At 59.8% G+C, this 21,305-nt stretch carries 18 protein-coding genes; 7 read left to right on the top strand and 11 right to left on the bottom strand.

All coding sequences use genetic code 11. From position 1 onward, the window contains the following. Positions 1–25 precede the first annotated feature (25 nt). Positions 26–1,111: a catalase family peroxidase gene (locus ACXX83_RS14645; protein ID WP_407801150.1), complete on the top strand. Its 1,086-nt coding sequence runs from the start codon at positions 26–28 to the stop codon at positions 1,109–1,111. Beyond that, the gene (locus ACXX83_RS14640; RefSeq protein WP_458548934.1) at positions 1,108–1,653 is read left to right on the top strand and encodes a cytochrome b; all 546 of its coding nucleotides are present in this window, start codon (positions 1,108–1,110) and stop codon (positions 1,651–1,653) included. Before ACXX83_RS14645 ends, ACXX83_RS14640 begins: the two co-directional genes overlap by 4 nt. Positions 1,654–1,756: 103 nt before the next feature. Here the strand turns inward: ACXX83_RS14640 and ACXX83_RS14635 are convergent, their stop codons facing one another. Continuing rightward, positions 1,757–2,908, bottom strand: coding sequence for a M14 family metallopeptidase (locus tag ACXX83_RS14635; RefSeq protein ID WP_458548933.1), 1,152 nt, complete (start codon positions 2,906–2,908; stop codon positions 1,757–1,759). Between the two features lie 484 nt (positions 2,909–3,392). Continuing rightward, positions 3,393–3,734 (bottom strand): DUF6124 family protein, encoded by a 342-nt coding sequence (locus ACXX83_RS14630; RefSeq protein ID WP_217835729.1) that lies wholly within the window; start codon positions 3,732–3,734, stop codon positions 3,393–3,395. 129 nt (positions 3,735–3,863) lie between these two features. Here ACXX83_RS14630 and ACXX83_RS14625 point away from each other — a divergent pair, with 129 nt between their 5' ends. Then, the gene (locus ACXX83_RS14625) at positions 3,864–4,511 is read left to right on the top strand and encodes a LexA family protein (protein ID WP_458548932.1); all 648 of its coding nucleotides are present in this window, start codon (positions 3,864–3,866) and stop codon (positions 4,509–4,511) included. Between the two features lie 39 nt (positions 4,512–4,550). On the opposite strand, the gene ACXX83_RS14620 is transcribed toward ACXX83_RS14625, so the two are convergent. The 4 genes from ACXX83_RS14620 to ACXX83_RS14605 form a co-directional block, all read right to left on the bottom strand. After that, on the bottom strand, positions 4,551–6,506 hold the full coding sequence (locus tag ACXX83_RS14620) for an acetyl/propionyl/methylcrotonyl-CoA carboxylase subunit alpha (protein WP_458548931.1): 1,956 nt from the start codon (positions 6,504–6,506) through the stop codon (positions 4,551–4,553). Beyond that, a complete protein-coding gene (locus tag ACXX83_RS14615) occupies positions 6,506–7,318 on the bottom strand; it encodes a gamma-carboxygeranoyl-CoA hydratase (protein ID WP_458374273.1) in 813 nt (270 codons plus the stop codon). Before ACXX83_RS14615 ends, ACXX83_RS14620 begins: the two co-directional genes overlap by 1 nt. A gap of 133 nt (positions 7,319–7,451) precedes the next feature. Beyond that, positions 7,452–9,059, bottom strand: a complete 1,608-nt coding sequence (locus ACXX83_RS14610; RefSeq protein ID WP_015094351.1) for a carboxyl transferase domain-containing protein — start codon at positions 9,057–9,059, stop codon at positions 7,452–7,454. Between the two features lie 12 nt (positions 9,060–9,071). Then, positions 9,072–10,235: an isovaleryl-CoA dehydrogenase gene (locus ACXX83_RS14605; RefSeq protein WP_008031893.1), complete on the bottom strand. Its 1,164-nt coding sequence runs from the start codon at positions 10,233–10,235 to the stop codon at positions 9,072–9,074. Positions 10,236–10,529: 294 nt separating this feature from the next. Here ACXX83_RS14605 and ACXX83_RS14600 point away from each other — a divergent pair, with 294 nt between their 5' ends. Together ACXX83_RS14600 and ACXX83_RS14595 are read left to right on the top strand one after the other, a co-directional pair. Next, positions 10,530–12,224, top strand: a complete 1,695-nt coding sequence (locus tag ACXX83_RS14600) for an AMP-binding protein (RefSeq protein ID WP_217835726.1) — start codon at positions 10,530–10,532, stop codon at positions 12,222–12,224. Positions 12,225–12,432: 208 nt separating this feature from the next. Continuing rightward, positions 12,433–13,269, top strand: a complete 837-nt coding sequence (locus tag ACXX83_RS14595; RefSeq protein WP_458548930.1) for a M15 family metallopeptidase — start codon at positions 12,433–12,435, stop codon at positions 13,267–13,269. A gap of 619 nt (positions 13,270–13,888) precedes the next feature. On the opposite strand, the gene ACXX83_RS14590 is transcribed toward ACXX83_RS14595, so the two are convergent. The 3 genes from ACXX83_RS14590 to ACXX83_RS14580 all read right to left on the bottom strand — a co-directional run bounded on the left by ACXX83_RS14590 (position 13,889) and on the right by ACXX83_RS14580 (position 16,476). Continuing rightward, the gene (locus ACXX83_RS14590; protein WP_458548929.1) at positions 13,889–14,788 is read right to left on the bottom strand and encodes a hydroxymethylglutaryl-CoA lyase; all 900 of its coding nucleotides are present in this window, start codon (positions 14,786–14,788) and stop codon (positions 13,889–13,891) included. A gap of 149 nt (positions 14,789–14,937) precedes the next feature. Beyond that, the gene (locus tag ACXX83_RS14585) at positions 14,938–15,339 is read right to left on the bottom strand and encodes a MerR family transcriptional regulator (protein ID WP_007980992.1); all 402 of its coding nucleotides are present in this window, start codon (positions 15,337–15,339) and stop codon (positions 14,938–14,940) included. A 207-nt stretch (positions 15,340–15,546) separates the two neighbouring features. Beyond that, the gene (locus ACXX83_RS14580) at positions 15,547–16,476 is read right to left on the bottom strand and encodes a LysR family transcriptional regulator (RefSeq protein WP_217835723.1); all 930 of its coding nucleotides are present in this window, start codon (positions 16,474–16,476) and stop codon (positions 15,547–15,549) included. Between the two features lie 165 nt (positions 16,477–16,641). On the opposite strand from ACXX83_RS14580, the gene ACXX83_RS14575 reads away from it, so the two are divergent. Then, positions 16,642–17,871, top strand: a complete 1,230-nt coding sequence (locus ACXX83_RS14575; RefSeq protein WP_015094355.1) for an acyl-CoA dehydrogenase — start codon at positions 16,642–16,644, stop codon at positions 17,869–17,871. 125 nt (positions 17,872–17,996) lie between these two features. On the opposite strand, the gene ACXX83_RS14570 is transcribed toward ACXX83_RS14575, so the two are convergent. Further along, positions 17,997–19,337 carry a substrate-binding domain-containing protein gene (locus ACXX83_RS14570; RefSeq protein WP_458548928.1) on the bottom strand — a complete coding sequence of 447 codons (1,341 nt, stop codon included), beginning with the start codon at positions 19,335–19,337 and terminating at the stop codon, positions 17,997–17,999. Positions 19,338–19,526: 189 nt separating this feature from the next. Next, positions 19,527–20,339 (bottom strand): exodeoxyribonuclease III, encoded by an 813-nt coding sequence (gene xthA, locus ACXX83_RS14565; RefSeq protein WP_007970500.1) that lies wholly within the window; start codon positions 20,337–20,339, stop codon positions 19,527–19,529. A 305-nt stretch (positions 20,340–20,644) separates the two neighbouring features. Between xthA and ACXX83_RS14560 the strand changes: the two genes are divergently transcribed. Further along, positions 20,645–21,295: a GNAT family N-acetyltransferase gene (locus tag ACXX83_RS14560; RefSeq protein ID WP_458548927.1), complete on the top strand. Its 651-nt coding sequence runs from the start codon at positions 20,645–20,647 to the stop codon at positions 21,293–21,295. Positions 21,296–21,305 lie beyond the last annotated feature (10 nt).

Here is a 21,305-nt window from a genome sequence, read left to right as displayed (position 1 = left end):
GTGGCCGATGGCCCTGGAGTCTTTCATGGTAGATCGATCATCACCGCCCACCCGGCCACCCTTGAGTGCGGCCAGCCTGACGTTGCGTCTGGCGGGCATTGCCGTGGTCGTTGCCGCACTGGCAGGGGCGTTTGCCTACGTCAACGGCACCTTCGACCCACAGCGCCTGACCCCGAAGAAACTGATCAACGTGCTGGAAACCAACAACGGCGTGCATCCGGGTTTCCGTCGCAACCATTCAAAAGGCGTGTGCGTGATCGGGCACTTCGAAAGCAGCGGTGAGGTGCGCAGCTATTCCACCGCTCAGGTCTTCAATGAGGCGCAGACGCCGGTGGTCGGGCGTTTCGCCTTGCCGGCCGGTAACCCCTACGCGCCGGACAGTGCCGTGCCGATCCGCAGCATGGCCCTGCGCTTCACTCAGGCCAACGGCCAGCAGTGGCGCACCGGGATGAACAGCATGCCGGTGTTCCCGGTGGGCACGCCCGAGGCGTTCTATCAATTGCAAAAAGCCCAGTCACCAGACCCGGCCACCGGCAAACCGGACCCCAAGGCTGTGCCCGCATTCTTTGCTTCGCACCCCGAAGCGGCACCTTTCCTGGCCTGGATCAAAACCGCCAAGCCGTCGGCCAGTTATGTGACCGAAAACTACAACAGCGTCAATGCGTTCTACCTGGTCAACGCGGCGGGCCAACGCCAGGCCGTGCGCTGGAACATGGTGCCTCTGGCCCAGGATGCACCCGGGGCCACGGCGCCGGAGGGCAGTGATTTCCTGGAGAAAGACCTGGTCCAGCGAATCGCCGCAGGCCCGTTGCGCTGGCAACTGAACATCACCCTGGCCAACCCCGGCGATCCGGTGAACGACGCCAGCAAGGCCTGGCCCGAAGGACGCAAGGTGTTGAACGCTGGCACTCTGGTGCTTGAAAAGACTCAGCCGCAACTCAACGGCGAATGCCGTGACATCAATTACGATCCGCTGGTGTTGCCTGCCGGGATCGAAGGTTCCGACGACCCGTTGCTTGCCGCTCGTTCAGCCGGTTACGCCAATTCCTACCTGCGTCGCACCAGCGAAGTCAGCCAGTTGCCCGCCGCCACACAGGAGACCCGGCAATGAGCACTCAACCGAACCACTTTGCCCCGCTGGCACGCCTGCTGCACTGGCTGATGGCGCTGATGATCATCGCCATGCTGTTTATCGGTGCCGGCATGGTCGCCTCGGTGTCCGAGCGGCATGAATGGCTGATCCATTTGCACAAACCCTTGGGGGTCGCGATTTTGCTGTTGGTAATCGTGCGTCTGGTGGTGCGTTTCTCTACCACGCAGCCTCCGCTGCCGGCGGATCTGCCGGGTTGGCAAGCGTTGGCGGCCAAGGCCTCGCATGTCTTGTTGTATGCACTGATGCTGGTCTTGCCGCTGCTGGGCTGGGCGATGATTTCGGCATCGGGCGAGCCGGTCATGCTCAGCAGTACGTTGCAACTGCCGTCGATTGTGTCGGCGAATGCACAGCTGTTTGCGTTTTTGCGCAAGGCGCACGGGTATCTGGCGTATCTACTGTTTCTGACCGTGTTGCTGCATCTGGCGGCCGCGTTGTTTCACGGTTGGGTGCGGCGAGATGAAGTGCTGGACAGTATGTTGCGGGGTAAGGATCGGGGTTAATCGCCGCCTGAAAAAAGATCGCAGCCTGCGGCAGCTCCTACAGAGGTACGCCGATTCCTGTAGGAGCTGCCGAAGGCTGCGATCTTTTGATCCTGAAGGGTGATCAGCGCAAGGTATCGACCATATCGGCAAGCGTGGTCAGCACATCCTTGCCCAACTGCTTCGACCGCTTGCCCGACCAGCCCGTCAACGGATTCGGGTGGTCGTCATGATCCTTGAACGGCATTTCCAGGGTCAGCGACAGGCAGTCGTACTTCTGGCCGACGCTGTTGCAGGCCAGCGTCATGTTGGCCTGGCCCGGTTCGTCGCGGGTGTAGCCGTACTTGGTCTGGAAGTCTTTGGTGGTGTGCTTCAGGTGGCTGCGGAAGTGTTCTTCGAGCTTTTCGACCCGTGGCGTGTAGCCTGGATTGCCTTCGCAGCCGGCGGTGAACACGTGAGGGATTTCCTCGTCACCATGGACGTCGAGGAACATATCGACGCCGTACTTTTCCATCTGCTGCTGAACGAACAGGACCTCCGGGCTGATTTCCTGGCTGGCGCTCTGCCAGGCACGATTGAGGTCCTGGCCCATGGCGTTGGTGCGCAGGTGGCCGTGGAAAGCGCCGTCCGGGTTCATGTTCGGCACCAGGTACAGGTCGGCGCTGGCCAGCAGTTTGTTCAGCACAGGGTCGTCGTGTTTTTCCAGGCGTTCGATCACGCCTTCCATGAACCACTCGGCCATGTGTTCGCCAGGATGTTGCTGGGCAATCATCCACACCTTGCGTCGGCCTTCGGCCCCGGTGCCTTTGCGCAACAGCTGGATGTCACGGCCTTCGACGCTCTTGCCGGTGGCCAGCAGTTCGGTACCGGCCTTGCTCAGCGCCTGCTCGATCAGCCAGTCGTGACGTCCACGGCTGTAGGGTTCGAAGTAGGCGAACCAGGCGTGGGTCTGCTCGGCTTCGAGGCTGAAACGCAGGCAGTCGCCTTCAAAAATGGTGGGTACGCGGAACCAGTTGACGTGATCGTAGGACGCCACCGCCTGATAGCCGGTCCAGGCCTTGTTATAGGAGGACTGGCTGGCATTGTTCAGGCGAAACCAGTGCTCCTGGCCGACATGCAGGCCGCTGGCCTTGAAGTGGAACCACTGGAAATGGGCGCTGCGGGTGTCCGGGCGAATGGCCAGAAGCGGTTTGAGCGGATCGCTGATGTCGATGACTTGGATGTTGCCGCTGTCGAAGTTGGCACTGATGTCGAAAGAGGATTTGCCCACGGTCATAATCGGGTCCTGAATATGATTTTTATCGCGGCTACTTTACACGCAAGAGGGGGTGAAACCGAGGGAAATTGCGGGCTGCAGAGGTGGGGGCGTCCTCCTTGACGCTGACGCAGCTTAGAGACTGTGCGATTGATTCTCAAGTGCTATCTGTCGCTGGTTTGAACCCATGATGCCGGGCCTCTCTTGCCAACTGGCATTCTTTTGATATCATCCGCGCCATCGAATTTGCGGCACCCAAAGACTTCATTAGCCTGAAGCCAAAGCCAGAAAAAACTGGCAAAAAAAGACCCGGCAAAAAGCCGGGTCAAAAACCGTGATTAGCCTGATGAGGAGATAGTCCAGGAGACCGACCTAAGGTCCCCTGGTCCATCGACTGATCTCGCGACCAGTTGATGCAATAATAATCATTCTCGTTTGCAGGTCAAGCATTTTTACCTGCACGACAGGAAAATTCTTTCCTGTCCTCTCGATTTACCTTCTCACTTCAAGCGTTTTCATACTTTTCCAGCGATCGATCAACCATCGCCTTGGCCATGTCGATCATGTGCACCGTCGAAAACGCCAGGTCACGGTTTGCGCCTTGCAGGTGACTGGCTGATTCGTACGCGGTGGCGGCGGCACAGCGCAGCAGGTCCAAGGCATGGACCAGCGCCTCTTCGCCGCTTATGTTGCGGTTGACATCAAAAAAACGCGACTCGGCCACTTCCTCCGAAACGGCAGGTTTCAGGTAATAGTCCAGCGCGCGTTGTGCCGCCGCCGAGTCCAGGGATGAGGTGAGGGTAGTGTCGATTTGCATGTCCGGCAGGTCATTGGCGGGTGGGTTCATGGCGATGGCAAGCTCCGTGTTAGATTCAGATCCGTGAGTCGATCCTAATACGAACTGTATTTGTGACGAGGATTTAAATACTACAATTTGTGTTTTGATGGTCGGAGGCGCCCACGTATCGTGCCGCACATGGATAAATGGATTGAATTGGTCAAGGCCAAGATGAGTGAACTCAAAATCACTCAAGAGATACTCGCCGAGCGCCTCGGGATGTCCCAGGGCGGCATTGGCCACTGGCTCAACAAACGTCGTGAGCCCGGCATCGAAGACATGAACCGTGTGTTGCAGGCGCTGGGCCTGGAGTTTCTCGAAGTGGCGCTGGTGATCCGGGAACCGCAGGCGTCAACGGAAGACGAAACTCCCCTGACCCACAAGTACAACCCGTACTTTCGCTACCCGATCAGTGATTGGCACGAGCCTGCCGAATTGCGCGACGGCGAGGTCCCGGTGTATGGCAAGGAGCGCTATGAACTGTCCGATTACCACGCCCGGGGGCCGGCATTCTGGTTGAGAGTGGCGGGCGATGCGATGACCGCGCCCAATGGCATCAGCATCCCGGAAGGCATGTTGATCCTGGTGGACCCGGCTGTGGAAGCCGTGCCTGGCAAACTGGTCATCGCCCAGTGGCCGGACAGCACTGAAGCCACGTTTCGCAAGCTGATCGAAGAGGGCGGTCAGCGTTATCTGGTCCCGCTCAATCCGACGTATCCGAAAGCCTTGTACGCCGATGAATGTCGAATCATCGGCGTAGTGGTTCAGGCAACCGCCAGGTTCTGATCAGATCGGTCCTGGCAATGCGCAGGACCGATCTTCATTTCACGCTTCTTCCAGTTCGACCAGCGCACTGCCTTCGCTGACCATCTCGCCTTCCTGGCAATACAGCGCCTTGATCACCCCGGCATGGGGCGCGCGAATGCTGTGCTCCATCTTCATCGCTTCCAGTACCACCAACTGCGCCCCGGCCTCGACCGATTGCCCGGCCTCCACCAGCACGCGGACGATGCTGCCGTTCATCGGTGCGGTCAGCCCGCCCTGATGGCTGTGGCTGGCCTCGACGGCGCTGATCGGGTCGTAGGCCTCGATGCGGTGCAATTCGCCATCCCACTGCAAATACACATGCTCGCCACGGCGTATTGCGCGGTGTTGACGACGCACGCCAGCCTGCTCGGTCAACAGATGCTCACCCTTGAGCCGGGCACTGTCAGCATTGATATCGCCCAGCGTCAGTGCACGGTCCTGGCCTTCACAACTCAAGTGCAGAGTGATTTCTCTCGGCAAACCGGCACGCAGACCATTAGGCGCCGCCCACGGTGAACCCGGGTCATCGGCACGGGTTGCATGCGGCTGGCTCTGGGCAAATGCCTGGGCGGCGGCTTGCCAGAACTCATCGCCGAGTTGCGCTGGCGCCGGCAGCAACTGTTCCTGATAGCGCGGAATGAAGCCGGTATCGAGTTCGGCAGCGGCGAACGCCGGGTGACCGATGATGCGCCGCAGGAAGTTGATGTTGGTTTTCAACCCACCGATGGCGAACTCGTCGAGCATGCTCAGCAGGCGCAACCGTGCCTGTTCACGATCCTCGCCCCAGGCAATCAGCTTGCCGAGCATCGGGTCGTAGAACGGCGAAATTTCATCGCCTTCTTCAACGCCGCTGTCCACCCGGCGTCCGGGCCCCGGGGCGGATTCGCGATACAGCTCCAGGCGACCGGTCGCCGGCAGGAAATCATTGCCCGGATCTTCGGCGTACAGCCGCACTTCGATCGCGTGGCCCACCAGCGGCACCTGATCCTGAGTCATCGGCAATGCTTCGCCGCGTGCCACGCGAATCTGCCAGGCCACCAGGTCGAGACCGGTGATGGCTTCGGTGACCGGGTGTTCGACTTGCAGACGGGTGTTCATCTCCATGAAGAAGAACTCGCCGCGCGCATCCAGCAAAAACTCAACGGTGCCGGCACCGACGTAGCCGATGGCCTGCGCCGAACGCACGGCCGCTTCCCCCATGGCGCGCCGCAGTTCCGGACTCAGGCCCGGTGCCGGGGCTTCTTCGACGACTTTCTGGTGCCGGCGCTGAATCGAGCAGTCACGCTCGTTGAGGTACAGGCAGTTGCCGTGCTGGTCGGCGAACACCTGGATTTCCACATGACGTGGCTTGAGCAGGTATTTCTCTACCAGCATCCGCGAATCGCCGAACGACGATTGCGCCTCACGCTGGGCCGAGGCAAGGGCTTCGGCCAGCTGGCTGACGTCCTCGACCACTTTCATGCCTTTGCCGCCGCCACCTGCGGTGGCCTTGAGCAGCACCGGGTAGCCGATGCGTTCGCAGGCATCGCGGAAGGTTTCCAGGTCCTGGGCTTCGCCGTGATAACCGGGCACCAGTGGCACGCCGGCGGTTTCCATCAAGGCTTTGGCCGCGGACTTGCTGCCCATGGCGTCGATGGCAGAGGCAGGTGGGCCGAGGAAAATCAGGCCGGCGTTTTCGATGGTGCGGGCGAATCCGGCGTTCTCCGACAGAAAACCATAGCCAGGGTGAATCGCCTGGGCGCCGCTGGCCTTGGCGGCGGCGATCAGTTTGTCGATCTGCAGGTAGCTGTCGGCGGCTTTGCTGCCACCCAGGTCAACGCGAATGTCGGCTTCGCGGCTGTGCCGGGCGTCACGGTCGGTGGCGCTGTGCACGGCCACGGTCGTCAGGCCCAGGGCCTTGGCGGTGCGCATCACCCGGCAAGCGATTTCGCCACGGTTGGCCACCAGCAGGGTGGTGAGGACAGGTGCGCTCATCAACGGGGCTCCTTGGTGGTTTCGGCTTGCCAGCTCGGCGGACGTTTTTGCAGGAAGGCACGCAGGCCTTCCTGCCCCTCGGGGCTGACGCGGATGCGGGCGATGGCGTTTTCGGTGTAGCGGCGCAATGCCGGGGTCAATGAGCCGTCGCCGACTTCGCGCAACAGATCCTTGCTGGCGCGCATGGCCGCCGGGCTGTTGAGCAGCAGGTTGTCGATCCACTGCTCGACTTTCTGATCCAGTTCGGCACTTGCATAGCTCTCCGACAACAGGCCGATTTCCCGTGCCCGTTGCCCGCCAAAGCGCTCGGCCGTCAGGGCATAACGCCGGGTCGCGCGCTCGCCGATGGCTTGCACCACGAATGGGCTGATCACTGCCGGTGCCAGGCCGATGCGCACTTCCGACAGGCAGAACTGCGCGTCATCGGCACCGATGGCCATGTCGCAGCAACTGATCAGGCCCAGCGCACCGCCGAAGGCTGCGCCTTGCACCACGGCCAGGGTCGGCACTTTCAGTTTGGCCAGGTTGTACATCAACTCCGCCAGTTCCCGGGCGTCATCGAGGTTGGTGGCGTAATCGAGTTCGGCCGATTGCTGCATCCAGGCCAGGTCAGCGCCGGCGCTGAAATGCTTGCCACGGCCGCGCACGATCAGGAAGCGCAGGCTGGCATCGCTCGCGACTTTGTCGAGGGCGATGATCAGTTCTCGGATCATTTCGGCGTTGAAGGCGTTGTTCTTTTCTTCACGGCTGAGCCAGAGAGTCGCAAAACCCCTTGGATCGCTCAGCAGTTCGAGGGTGTTGAAGTCGCTCATATTCGTCCGTCTCCACGGCTCTTGTGTAGGAGCGAGCTTGCTCGCGATGGGCTACAGGGCGGCGCGTTTTTTCAGAAAACACGCGTTATCGTTAACGTCCATCGCGAGCAGGCTCGCTCCTACAACAAAAAAATCACATCCGGAACACGCCGAAGCGGCTCGGTTCGATTGGCGCGTTCAACGACGCGGACAAGGCCAGGGCCAGTACGTCGCGGGTCTGGGCCGGGTCGATGACACCGTCGTCCCACAGGCGCGCGCTGGAATAGTAGGGGTGACCCTGTTCTTCGTACTGGTCGAGGATCGGTTGCTTGATCTCGGCTTCCTGCTCGGCACTGAAGCCATGGCCGCTGCGTTCGGCCTGTTCGCGCTTGACCTGCACCAGCACGCCGGCCGCCTGTTCGGCGCCCATCACACCGATGCGTGCGTTTGGCCACATCCACAAGAAGCGCGGATCGTAGGCGCGACCGCACATGCCGTAGTTACCGGCACCGAAGCTGCCGCCGATGATCACCGTGAACTTCGGCACCTTGGCGCAAGCCACCGCCGTCACCAGTTTCGCGCCGTGCTTGGCAATACCGCCGGCTTCGTATTTCTGGCCGACCATGAAGCCGGTGATGTTTTGCAGGAACAACAACGGAATGCCGCGCTGGCATGCCAGTTCAATGAAGTGCGCGCCTTTCTGCGCAGCTTCAGCGAAAAGAATGCCGTTGTTGGCGAGGATCGCGATCGGGTAACCGTGCAGGTAAGCAAAACCGCAGACCAGCGTTGTCCCGAACAGCGCCTTGAACTCGTCGAACACCGACCCGTCCACCAGTCGCGCGATGACTTCGCGCACGTCGAACGGCTGCTTGGCATCGGCCGGCACCACGCCGTACAACTCGTCGCTGCTGTAGAGCGGGGCGATCGGCGTGCGTTGTTGAACCTCGCCTTGTTTGCGCCAGTTGAGGTTGGCGACGCTGCGGCGTGCCAGGGCCAGGGCGTGTTCATCGCTCTCGGCGTAATGGTCGGCCACCCCGGAAATCTTGCAGTGCACATCGGCCCCGCCGAGGTCCTCGGCGCTGACCACTTCACCGGTCGCGGCCTTCACCAGCGGCGGGCCGGCGAGGAAGATGGTCGCTTGCTCGCGGACCATGATCGCTTCGTCGGCCATCGCCGGCACGTAGGCGCCGCCAGCGGTGCAAGAACCCATGACCACGGCAATCTGCGGAATGCCCATGGCGCTCATGTTGGCCTGGTTGAAGAAGATCCGCCCAAAGTGCTCGCGGTCCGGGAACACTTCATCCTGACGCGGCAGGTTGGCGCCGCCCGAATCCACCAGGTAAATGCACGGCAGGCGATTCTGCTGGGCAATGGTCTGGGCGCGCAGGTGTTTTTTCACGGTCAGCGGGTAATACGAGCCGCCTTTTACCGTGGCGTCGTTGGCGACGATCATGCATTCGACGCCTTCCACGCGACCGATCCCGGCGATCACGCCCGCAGCAGGGACGTCTTCGCCATACACCTCATACGCCGCCAGTTGGCTGATTTCCAGAAACGGTGAGCCCGGATCGAGCAAGCGGTTGATGCGCTCGCGAGGCAGCAGTTTGCCCCGCGAGGTGTGGCGTTCCTGAGCCTTCGGGCCGCCACCTTGCGCCACTTGGGCGAGCAGGGTGTGCAACGCGTCGACCTGCTTGAGCATCGCCGCACTGTTGGTGGCGAACTCCGCTGAACGGGGGTTGAGCTGGGTATGCAGGGTAGCCATGGACAGCTCCGTTTAGCGGGTTTCGTTGAACAGTTCGCGACCGATCAGCATGCGACGGATCTCACTGGTGCCCGCGCCGATTTCGTACAGCTTGGCGTCACGCAACAGACGACCGGCCGGGAATTCATTGATATAGCCGTTGCCACCGAGAATCTGGATCGCGTCGAGGGCCATTTGCGTGGCGCGTTCGGCGCTGTAGAGGATCACGCCGGCGGCGTCCTTGCGCGTGGTTTCGCCGCGCTCGCAAGCCTGGGCCACGGCGTACAGGTAGGCGCGGCTGGCGTTGAGCTGGGTGTACATGTCGGCGACCTTGCCCTGGATCAGCTGGAATTCGCCGATGCTTTGGCCGAACTGCTTGCGGTCGTGGATGTACGGCACGATCAGGTCCATGCAGGCCTGCATGATCCCGGTCGGGCCACCTGAAAGGACGACGCGCTCGTAGTCAAGGCCGCTCATCAGCACTTTCACGCCACCGTTGAGTACGCCGAGGATGTTTTCTTCCGGCACTTCGACGTCATCGAAGAACAACTCGCAGGTGTTCGAACCGCGCATGCCGAGCTTGTCGAACTTGTTGCTGCGGCTGAAACCTTTCCAGTCGCGCTCGACGATGAACGCGGTGATGCCGTGGGGGCCCTTTTCCAGGTCGGTCTTGGCGTAGATCACGTAGGTGTTGGCGTCCGGACCGTTGGTGATCCAGGTCTTGCTGCCGTTGAGCACGTAGTGGTCGCCACGCTTGTCGGCGCGCAGTTTCATCGAGACCACGTCGGAACCGGCATTCGGCTCACTCATGGCCAGCGCACCGATGTGCTCGCCGCTGATCAGCTTCGGCAGGTATTTGGATTTCTGTTCGTGGTTGCCGTTGCGGTTGATCTGGTTCACGCAGAGGTTGGAGTGGGCGCCATAGGACAGGGCCACCGAGGCCGAACCACGGCTGATTTCTTCCATTGCGACCACGTGAGCCAGGTAACCCAGGCCAGCGCCGCCGTACTCTTCCGGCACGGTAATACCCAGCAGGCCCATGTCGCCGAATTTGCGCCACAGGTCGGCGGGGAACAGGTTGTCGATGTCGATCTGAGCGGCGCGTGGGGCGATCTCCTTGGCGACGAAGGACTGGACCTGATCGCGCAGCATGTCGATGGTTTCACCGAGGGCAAAGTTCAGGGATGGGTAGCTCATGGGTCACCTTTTGGCTTTTTTGTAGGGCGGGAGAGGGCCGTGATCGGGTTCTCACCTTTACGTTAACGTAAGCCTGTGACGAATGGCTGTCAATCACCCTTTACGTTAACGTCAACTTGAGCGAGAGTAGAGCCAGTTCAAGATAGAACGCGGACCCATCCTGTGGGAGCGGGCTTGCTCGCGAAGGCGTCCAGTCAGTCGACATTCATGTTGTCTGATACACCGCTTTCGCGAGCAAGCCCGCTCCCACAACGGACCGCCGGTAGCCCATAAATAAAGACAATAGGGGTCGTCATGGATCAACCCAGTGCAAGCCCGCAATGCAGTTACACCCGTGGTTCCCAGGACAAAGCCTTGCTGGCGATGACCATCGGCCAGGCGTTCGACAACACGGTCGCGCAGTTCCCGGACGGGGAGGCGCTGGTTGTGCGCCATCAACAGCTGCGTTACACCTGGCGGCAGTTGGCCGAGGCCGCGGACCTGCACGCCAGAGCTCTGCTGGCACTGGGGCTGCAAGCCGGGGATCGCCTTGGCATCTGGGCGCCGAACTGTGCGCAGTGGTGCATCAGCCAGGTTGCCACCGCGAAAATCGGCGTGATCCTGGTTAATATCAATCCGGCGTATCGCAGTTCCGAACTCGAATACGTACTCAAGCAATCCGGCTGCCAATGGCTGGTTTGCGCCGGGGCCTTCAAGACCTCAAACTATCACGCGATGCTGCAAGGCCTGGTGCCCGAGCTGGCCGAGCAATCCATCGGCAAACTGCAGAGCGAGCGGTTGCCGCAGTTGCGTGGCGTTATCAGCCTGGATGTCCAGCCGCCGTCGGGGTTCCTGCCCTGGTCGCAATTGACCGGTCTGGCGGACAGCGTGACAGTCGAGCAACTGCATGAGCGCCAGAACAGCCTGCATTTCGATCAGCCGGTGAATATCCAGTACACCTCTGGCACCACCGGTTTTCCCAAGGGCGCGACCCTCAGTCACTACAACATTCTCAACAACGGTTACATGGTCGGTGAAAGCCTGGGCCTGACGGCGGCCGATCGCCTGGTGATTCCGGTGCCCTTGTATCACTGCTTCGGCATGGTCATGGGCAACCTCGGCTGCATCACCCATGGCAGCACGATGATTTATCCGAACGACGCGTTCGATCCGTTACTGACCCTCGGCACTGTGGCTGAAGAAAAAGCCACGGCGCTGTACGGCGTGCCGACCATGTTCATCGCCATGCTCGACCAGCCGCAACGTGCCGAATTCGATCTGTCGAGCCTGCGCACCGGGATCATGGCAGGCGCAACCTGTCCTATCGAAGTGATGCGTCGGGTCATCAGCGAAATGCACATGAGCGAAGTGCAGATTGCCTACGGCATGACGGAAACCAGTCCGGTGTCATTGCAGACCGGTCCTTCAGACGACCTGGAATTGCGCGTGACCACCGTCGGCCGCACCCAGCCGCAGCTTGAAAGCAAGATCATCGACGAAGCGGGCAACCTGGTACCGCGGGGCACCATCGGTGAGCTGTGCACTCGCGGTTACAGTGTGATGCTGGGTTACTGGAACAACCCTGAAGGCACCGCAGAAGCCATCGATCCGGCAGGCTGGATGCACACCGGTGATCTGGCGAGCATGAACGAGGAGGGGTACGTGTGTATTGCCGGGCGCAACAAGGACATGATCATCCGTGGTGGTGAGAATATTTACCCGCGGGAGCTGGAAGAGTTTTTCTTCACGCATCCGGCCGTTGCGGACGTTCAGGTGATCGGCATTCCATGCTCGCGCTACGGCGAAGAGATCGTCGCCTGGATCAAGTTCCACCCCGGCCACAGCGCTACCGAACAAGAGCTGCAAGCCTGGTGCAAGGAGCGCATCGCGCACTTCAAGACGCCGCGTTACTTCAAGTTCGTCGAGGAGTTTCCAATGACCGTGACCGGCAAGATCCAGAAATTCCGGATGCGCGAAATAAGTATCGAGGAGCTCAAGGTAAATCGGTAGGCTCCGTTTAGATGCCGCGGGGCAAAAAACCGTTTCAGAGCTGTGCTGAATAAAGCCGATACCCGTATCGGCTTTTTAGTGTCTGCGTTTTAAAAGTCAAGTTTACGTTGGCATACACTTGATCGGATGATCCTGTTGCTGGATTCCCTGTAAGGTTTCGATACGCCCACATGAAGTGGTGTGAGTTATTACAGGAGTTGAAACTGACATGGAAGTAAGAAACTTATTAATGGCCGGGGTTTTGTGTTCAGCAGCGCTCGTAGGACTGAGCGAGGTGGCACAGGCCAGTGTTTCTCCGGTCACCCCTGAGCTGTGCGAGTTAATGAAGACGACTAATGTCATTACCGACAAAAATCCGGTTGGCTGTGACAGATTGCGCGTGGTTTCCTTCGATTTCACCAATTTCGAAGGCCGGGTCGAACAAGGCTCGATAACCGTGCTGGATGCCTTTGCCCCTTATGTGCAAAGCATTTTCAACGATCTTCATCATATGGCGTTCCCATTGAAAATAGCGCGCGGTCTCGAACATTACATGGGGAATGATGGCGCCTCCATGGCCGATAACAATACTTCGGCTTTCAATGGGCGGGCGATTACCGGGGGTAGTAGTTGGTCTCTTCATGCATACGGTGCCGCGATTGATCTTAACCCGATCCAGAATCCCTACATTAATATCCAGCCTACTGGTCAGGCGATGATTGATCCGGTTGTTTCCGCGCGTGCTTATGTCAACCGAATGCAGTTTCGGCCCGAGAAATCGGAGCGATTTGGTCTTGCTGAGCCGGTAGTCAATGTGTTTGCCAATTATGGTTTTATCAATTGGGGAGGTTACTTCAACTATCCGATTGATTATCAGCATTTCGAAGTCTCACCGCGTCGTTTCATCGAGCACCTGACAAAGGTCTCTCCAGAGCGGGCGGCAAAAGACTTCGACGGCTATGTTGCCTACTTCCGCAACTGCATGCAGAACTCGGACGAGCAGGATCCAGAGGCGCGTCGGGCGCTTTGCGTGGGTCAGACGATGGAGGCATACCGCCAGGCGTAGAGGTTGCTTTTTGTGATTTCTGTTGGGTGGGGCGTCGATCGATGGGCGCTGAACCAGAGTCCCGGAAAGCACAAAGGGGAGCCGAAGCTCCCCTTTAATTTGTCGTTGCGCGTGCTCTTTTTTTATTATTGAGGGTCGGTCTGTTTTTGTTTTTGGCAACCGTTGCCCTTTACCGCTGTTTTTGGCGATCCCCATCCGGGATCAAGAGCAAACGTATTTTTTTGAGCGCTGATCTGCTTTTTCGCTGAGCGATCCAACCAGTACGGGAGCTACCTGAAGGTAGTTTTATTATTCTCTGTCTGATTGCGGGTCACTTCGAAAAGCACCCTGAAAAGCACATCTTCTCCAAAAAAATCTGTTAGCTGCGTCTCTGCCGTGTTGTTTTTGTTATGTCAGAGTCGTTACGTCTTGTTTTTATTAGGGTTGCCGCAATTTTTTTATTCTTGTTATGCGATAGATATAGCAGGAGCCGTGCCAACTTTTAAAAAGCCTTTAAAATCAATGCTTTGAGGTTTTGCGGGTTTTTTTCCTCAGGCAAAACCCTACATTTTGTTTCCGTGTTACTCGCTTGCGCCCACGTTTGAGTCTGCGCGGTAACACCCGGACACACTCAACGCACTCACTGTGCGCTGCGGGCCCTGGCCACGCGGGAACCGGTAGGGCGACCCAATACGCTGCAAATCTGCTGACCGGCGAGCATCAGGGCGTCGAGGTCGATTCCGGTGTCGATACCCAGGCCGTTCAGCAGGTAAACCACGTCTTCGGTCGCGACGTTACCGCTGGCGCCCTTGGCATAGGGGCAGCCGCCGAGACCGGCGATGGAGCTGTCGAACACCGAGATACCTTCCAGCAGGCTGGCGTAGATGTTGGCCACGGCCTGGCCATAGGTGTCGTGGAAGTGCCCGGCGAGCTTTTCACGGGGTACATCCTTTGCTACCACTTCGAACATTTTCCGGGTCGCGCCAGCGGTGCCGGTGCCGATGGTGTCCCCCAGCGAGACCTCGTAGCAGCCCATGGCATAGAGCTCGCGAGCGACCAAAGCGACTTGCTCCGGGGTGACGTGACCTTCATAGGGGCAGCCCAGCACGCAGGACACATACCCGCGCACGGTCACCCCATGTTGTCTGGCGGCCTCCATGATCGGCGCGAAACGCTCCAGGCTTTCGCTGATCGAGCAATTGATGTTGCGCCGGGAAAACGCCTCGGACGCCGCGGCGAACACGGCCACTTCCTTGACCCCGGCGGCGAGGGCATCTTCGAAACCGCGCAGGTTGGGAGCGAGTGCGCCATAGACCACACCCGGTTTGCGCTGGATCTGCGCGAAAACCTCGGCGGAGCCGGCCATCTGCGGCACCCACTTGGGCGACACGAAACTGCCGACTTCTATATAGCCGAGCCCGGCTGCGGTCAGTGCATCGACCAGTTGCACCTTGTCGGCAACGCTGATGGGTTGGGCTTCGTTTTGCAGGCCATCGCGCGGGCCGACTTCGACAATGCGTACGTGGGAGGGGAGGGACATGGGCTTTGACCTGTGCTGATTGTTCGGAGAACCCTGTAGGAGCGAGCCTGCTCGCGATGGGTTCTCAGGCACCGCGTTTATCCAGCAAACACGCGTTATCGTTAACGACCATCGCGAGCAGGCTCGCTCCTACAGGGGGCGGTGTGGATTTACTGAATTGATTCCTGGCTTTTGAGGGTCTGCTCCAGCGCCTGTACGCAGCGCTCTTCGGCAGTATCGAGCTCCAGTTTCATCTGTTCGATGTCCAGCAACTGCTGTTCAAGCTGCTCACGGCGCTCGCTGATTTTCGCCAGCATGCTGTGCAACTGTTTTGTGTTACCGCTGGACGGGTCGTAAAGCTCGATCAGCTCGCGGCATTCAGCCAGCGAGAAACCGATGCGTTTGCCCCGCAGGATCAGCTTCAGGCTGACTTTGTCCCGGGGCGAGTAAATGCGTTCCTGACCACGGCGCTCGGGGCTGAGCAGGCCTTGCTCCTCATAAAAGCGAATGGCGCGGGTGGTGATGTCGAGCTCGCGGGCGAGGTCGGAAATGCTGTAGGTCTGGCTGCTCATGGAAGCGCTCGCAAAAGGTCATGGCGCTAAGCTAATGGCAGGTTGACGTTTACGTCAAGGGGCGTGAATTTTCAGCGTTCTTGCTGGCCCCTTCGCGAGCAAGCCCGCTCCCACAGGGATTTGTGCAGGGCACCAGTATTGTGTCCACTGAAGATCCAATGTGGGAGCGGGCTTGCTCGCGAAGAACGATAACGCGGTGTGACGCCTTTACACCTTCTCGAGCTTCTTCTCCTGCGCCGTCACCTGCTGGCACAACTCGATCATCTGCTCGCGCATCCAGCGGTTCGCCGGGTCCTGGTCAGTGCTTTCGTGCCAGTAAAGGTGGGTTTCCACCGGTGGCACATCGTTGACCGGCAGATAAAAGGCGTGCAGGTCGTTGCGGCGGGCGAAGCGTTCCGGCACGGTCATGACCATGTCCGTCTGCTGCAACACCTGCGAGGCCATCAGGTAATGCTGGGAACGCAGGGCGATCTTGCGCTGGATGCCCATCTTGCCCAGCGCCAGGTCGACATAACCGAGGCCGCTGCGGCGGCTGGAAATATGGATGTGGGTCAGGCCCAGGTAATCATCCAGCGTGAGTTTTTCCTTGCCCGCCAGCGGATGCCCCTTGCGCATGGCGCACACGTAGCGGTCCTCCATCAACTTGACGTGACGTACCTGCGGGTCGGTGTTGAGCGGCGCATCGACCGCAAAGTCCAGGCGGCCGGCCGCCAGTTCCTTGGTGGTCTCGCGGCGTTTGGACAGAAAACTCTCGATGATCACCGTCGGCGCCAGGCGGCGCAGGCGCTGGAACAGCGGCGGCAGGATCACCGCTTCGGTGAGGTCGGTCATGCTGATGCGATAGGTCTTGGCCGCTTGCTGCGGATTGAAAATGCGGCTTTCCTGCACCGACACGCGCAGCAGTGAGAGCGCATTGCGCACCGGGCCGATGATGTTCTGCGCCATGGGCGTCGGCACCATGCCTTGGGCCGTGCGTACGAACAGCGGGTCGTTGAAGGTCTCGCGCAGGCGGGCCAGAGCGTTCGACACCGCCGGTTGGGTGATGCCGACAATCTGCCCGGCACGGGTCAGGTTGGCTTCGGTGTAGATCGCGTCGAAGACGATGAAAAGGTTGAGATCGACCTTGCTCAGATTCATTACGCGGCTCTCTTATTGTGTGGGCGGGCTGACCTTGACGATCAGCCGATCATATATCGGTGATGAATGTTTATACACGCCGAGAATAGGCTAGGTAAATTTTCATGGCTGTTCTAGCATCGATTGCATGATCTAAACAACCTCCCCCAAGAAGGTATCTCGCTCATGGATTTCGCTTATTCGCCCAAGGTTCAGGAACTGCGTGAGCGCGTAACAGCGTTCATGGACACCTACGTTTATCCCGCCGAAGCCGTGTTCGAGCGCCAGGTCGCCGAGGGCGACCGCTGGCAGCCGACCGCGATCATGGAAGAACTCAAACTCAAGGCCAAGGCTGAAGGGCTGTGGAATTTGTTTCTGCCTGAGTCTGAGCTCGGTGCCGGTCTGACCAACCTCGAATACGCGCCGTTGGCGGAAATCATGGGCCGCTCGCTGCTGGGACCAGAGCCGTTCAACTGCTCGGCACCGGACACCGGTAACATGGAAGTGCTGGTGCGTTATGCCAACGAAGAACAGAAGCAACGCTGGCTCGAACCCTTGCTGCGCGGCGAGATCCGCTCGGCGTTCGCCATGACCGAACCGGACGTTGCCTCCTCCGATGCCACCAACATGGCCGCCCGTGCGGTGCGCGATGGTGATGAGTGGGTGATCAACGGCAAGAAATGGTGGACCTCGGGTGCTTGCGACCCTCGCTGCAAAATCCTGATTTTCATGGGGCTGAGCAATCCGGACGCGCCACGCCACGCCCAGCACTCGATGATTCTGGTGCCGGTCGATACCCCCGGCGTGAAGATTGTGCGCCCGCTGCCGGTGTTCGGTTACGACGATGCGCCTCATGGTCACGCCGAAGTGCTGTTTGAAAATGTCCGGGTGCCGTACGAAAACGTCCTGTTGGGCGAAGGACGCGGCTTCGAAATCGCTCAAGGTCGCCTTGGCCCGGGCCGGATTCACCATTGCATGCGTTCGATCGGCATGGCCGAGCGTGCACTGGAACTGATGTGCAAGCGCTCGGTGAGCCGTACGGCATTCGGCAAGCCCCTGGCGCGGCTGGGCGGCAACGTCGACAAGATCGCCGATTCGCGGATGGAGATCGACATGGCACGCCTGCTGACACTCAAGGCGGCGTACATGATGGACACCGTTGGCAACAAAGTGGCCCGCAGCGAGATCGCGCAGATCAAGGTCGTCGCGCCAAACGTTGCGTTGCGGGTGATCGACCGGGCGATCCAGATCCATGGCGGGGCAGGGGTTTCCAACGATTTCCCGCTGGCCTACATGTATGCGATGCAGCGCACCCTGCGCCTGGCCGACGGCCCGGACGAAGTGCACCGTGCGGCGATCGGCAAATTCGAAATCGGCAAATATGTGCCGAAAGAGATGATGCGTAGCGGGCACTAAGACCGCGGCGACTGCCATTCGCGAGCAAGCCCGCTCCCACACTGAATCTGCGCCATGTAGAGATCCAATGTGGGAGCGGGCTTGCTCGCGAAGGCGTCATTCCATTCGATGCAGCAACATCAGATTCAATACACCCAAACCTCAACCCGCCGATTCTTGATCCTTCCCTCATCGGCGCTATTGGCCGCCACCGGCATCTGCGCTCCAAATCCGCGTATCTCGCGAAACACCACACCGCTTTTCACCAACTCCCGCCTTACCGCCATGGCTCGCAGCTTTGACAACAGATCGGCGCGCGCCGGGTCGCTCTTGTCATCGCCAAAGCCCACCAGTGTTACCTGGCCACTGGTTTTGTCGTGCTGCTTTATATAGTCGAGCACCCGGGACAAGTCTTGTTGCGCCTTGTTGTCCAGCGTTGCGCTGCCTTCTTCGAAACGAAAGTTGACCGACAAACGCTGTGCGTGACGGCTCAGAGCCTGATAACCCTCGGGCATCAACGCATTGGGTGTCACGGTCATGGCCTGGACGGTCTGGGCGATGAAACCGTTGGCGGCGACAATCGCTTGTCCTTTGCTGCTTTGGGCAAACGCCACCAGTGCATCGGCCCAAGGGTTTTCCCTGCTCGGTGGCAGATAAAAAAACAGTCGGCGGGACAGCGGATAGTCTTCCGTGGCAATCAGGTTGTTCAGTGGCGGCATGGCTTGTGATTGTCCATCGACAATCGCCACGGCTTTGGCCTGGCGCACGTAGGGCAGGCCGATAAAACCAATGCCTTGTGGGTCTGCACTCACGGCGTCGGACAGTTGTTCACTGGATTCGAAGCGTTTCGCCGTGCTGCTGAGACCTTTCCCGCGATCACTCAGGACCAGTTCCTTGAAGGTGTCGTAGGTACCGGACTGATCATCCCGTGCATACAGATGAATCGGCCCGACGCGGCCGCCGATTTCTTCCCAGGTTTTGACTTCGCCACTGAAAATGCGCGCCAGTTGCTCGGTGCCGAGTTGAGTCAGCGGATTGTCCGGGTGAAGGATGATCGCCAGGCCATCGATGGCGATGACTTGTTCGGCGCTCGGGCTTTTCAGGTCACCGAGGGATTGCAGGCTTGTCAGTTCGCTGTCCTTGATCGGGCGCGACGAGGCGGCAAGATCGGCGCTGGCTGTTTTGAGTGCAGTGAAACCGGTGCTGGAACCATGGGCCGCCACCTCCACCACGACCCGATGGCCCTCAGCGGTTTCGCCGACAATGCGCAGTTCGTTGGCGGTGTCCGGGGTTTCGCGGTGAATCCTGCGCAGGCCCTGTTCGCCCAGCAGGCCCTCGACCAGCGCCGGTCCCAGGGCTGCGCCGATGGTGTTGGAGCCTTGAATGCGCAGCACCGGGCCTTGTCCAGCTGTCGGCAAATTGCCGGCAGCCGCCAGGTGTGGCAAGCCGAGGCACAGCATCAACAGGAACAATACGCGCAGCATCATGCCGGCACCTTATATAGCCAAAGGAGGTGTCGGGAGATTAAGTCAGTAAGGTTTCCGAAAAATGATACTTTTCCAATGTGGGAGCGGGCTTGCTCGCGAAAGCGTCAGATCAGTCGATACATGCATTGACTGAAACACCGCATTCGCGAGCAAGCCCGCTCCCACATTGGCGCTGGGTACGTTTCGGGATCAGCTCAACTCAAGCCAGATCGGCGCATGGTCCGAAGGTTTTTCCATGCCGCGCAGTTCGTAGTCCACACCGGCGGCCTTCACCCGCGGCAGCAAGCCGTGGGAGGCGAGGATCAGATCGATGCGCAGGCCGCGCTTGGGTTCGTCTTCGAAGCCACGGCTGCGGTAGTCGAACCAGCTGAAGGTGTCGGTCACGTCCGGGTTCAGGTGACGGAAACTGTCGACCAGGCCCCAGTTCTTCAGGCGGGCCATCCACTCGCGCTCTTCCGGCAGAAAGCTGCATTTGCCGGTCTTCAGCCAGCGCTTCATGTTGTCCGGGCCGATGCCGATGTCGCAGTCTTCCGGGGAAATGTTCACATCGCCCATCACCACCAGCGGCTGGTCGTTCTTGAACTGGCTTTCCAGCAATTGCTGCAAGTCGCCGTAGAAACGCTCCTTGGCCGGGAATTTGGTCGGGTGGTCGCGGCTTTCGCCCTGTGGGAAATAACCGTTCATGATGGTGACCGGGACACCGTTGGCGTCGGCGAAGGTGCCCCAGATGAAACGCCGCTGGGCATCTTCTTCATCGGTGGCGAAACCTTTATGCAGGGCCAGCGGTTCCTGGCGCGAGAGCAGGGCGACGCCGTAATGGCCTTTTTGCCCGTGGAAATACACGTGGTAGCCCAGCGCCTGCACCTCGGCCAGCGGGAACTGCTCATCGTGGACTTTGGTTTCCTGCAAGCCGATCACATCGGGCTGGTGCTTTTCGATCAGCGCCGCCAGCTGATGGGGACGGGCGCGCAGCCCGTTGATGTTGAAGGAGACGATCTTCATGGTCGGCAGTCCTGGCAAAAGGGCGATGCTAGCTGACATGGGGGAATCGGGCCAGTGTGGGGTGAGGGGATTGGGTTTTGCCTGTCAGTCTTGTGTGGGCAGTGATGGCCCTTTCGCGAGCAAGCCCGCTCCCACAGGTTATGCGCCGGCCTTTGCTTTTGTGGGAGCGAGCCTGCTCGCGAAGGCGAATTCATTGCCTACACTCATTTCGGATCTTTAAGGAACTGTGTCAGCGCCGATCAGCTCGTAACAACAGTAACAACAGGAGCGCAGCCATCCGAGCTGTGCCGGGGAGATCAACCGTCATGCCCGAAACCTCGACCGCCATCGCCGATATTCACATGCTCGACAGCGGCTACGCCCGTGAAGCCCGTTCGCTGCTGTACCAGGCTTATCGACACGAACCGACCTTCGGCTATCTGTTCGAAGCTGAACGCCCCGGTTACGAACAGCGGGTTCGCGCCACGGTGCGCGAACTGGTGACCCAGCATTTTCTCCAGGACCTGCCGGCCATCGGCCTGCTGGTCAACGACCGCCTGATCGGCATCGCCCTGATCGCGCCGCCGCAACGTCGCCTTGGGGTCACCGAAAGTTGGGCGTGGCGCCTGCGCATGGTGCTCAGCACGGGATTTCGCTGCACCCGTCGCTACCTCGAATATCACGCTGCCGTGGAGGCCTGCGTGCCGAACGACTCGGTGCACGTCTTGCCGTTGCTGGGGGTTCACCCGCAGTTCCAGGGCCAGCATTTCGGCGAACAGCTGTTGCAAGCCGTGCACAACTGGTGCGCGGTGGATGAACACTCACAGGGCGTGATCCTCGACACCGGGAACCCTCGCTATCTGGAGTTCTATAAGCGTCAGGGCTATGAGGAAATCGGTGAAATTGCCGTAGGGCCGGTTCGCGAACACGTGTTTTTTCACCCCAATCCCCAGGTGTTACAAACAGCAACGGCTTAGACCACGAACT

The sequence above is a fragment of the Pseudomonas sp. GNP012 genome (assembly GCF_054343835.1).
The sequence above is the reverse complement of the archived record's forward strand: the minus strand, read 5'-3'. Positions and strand labels throughout refer to the sequence as shown.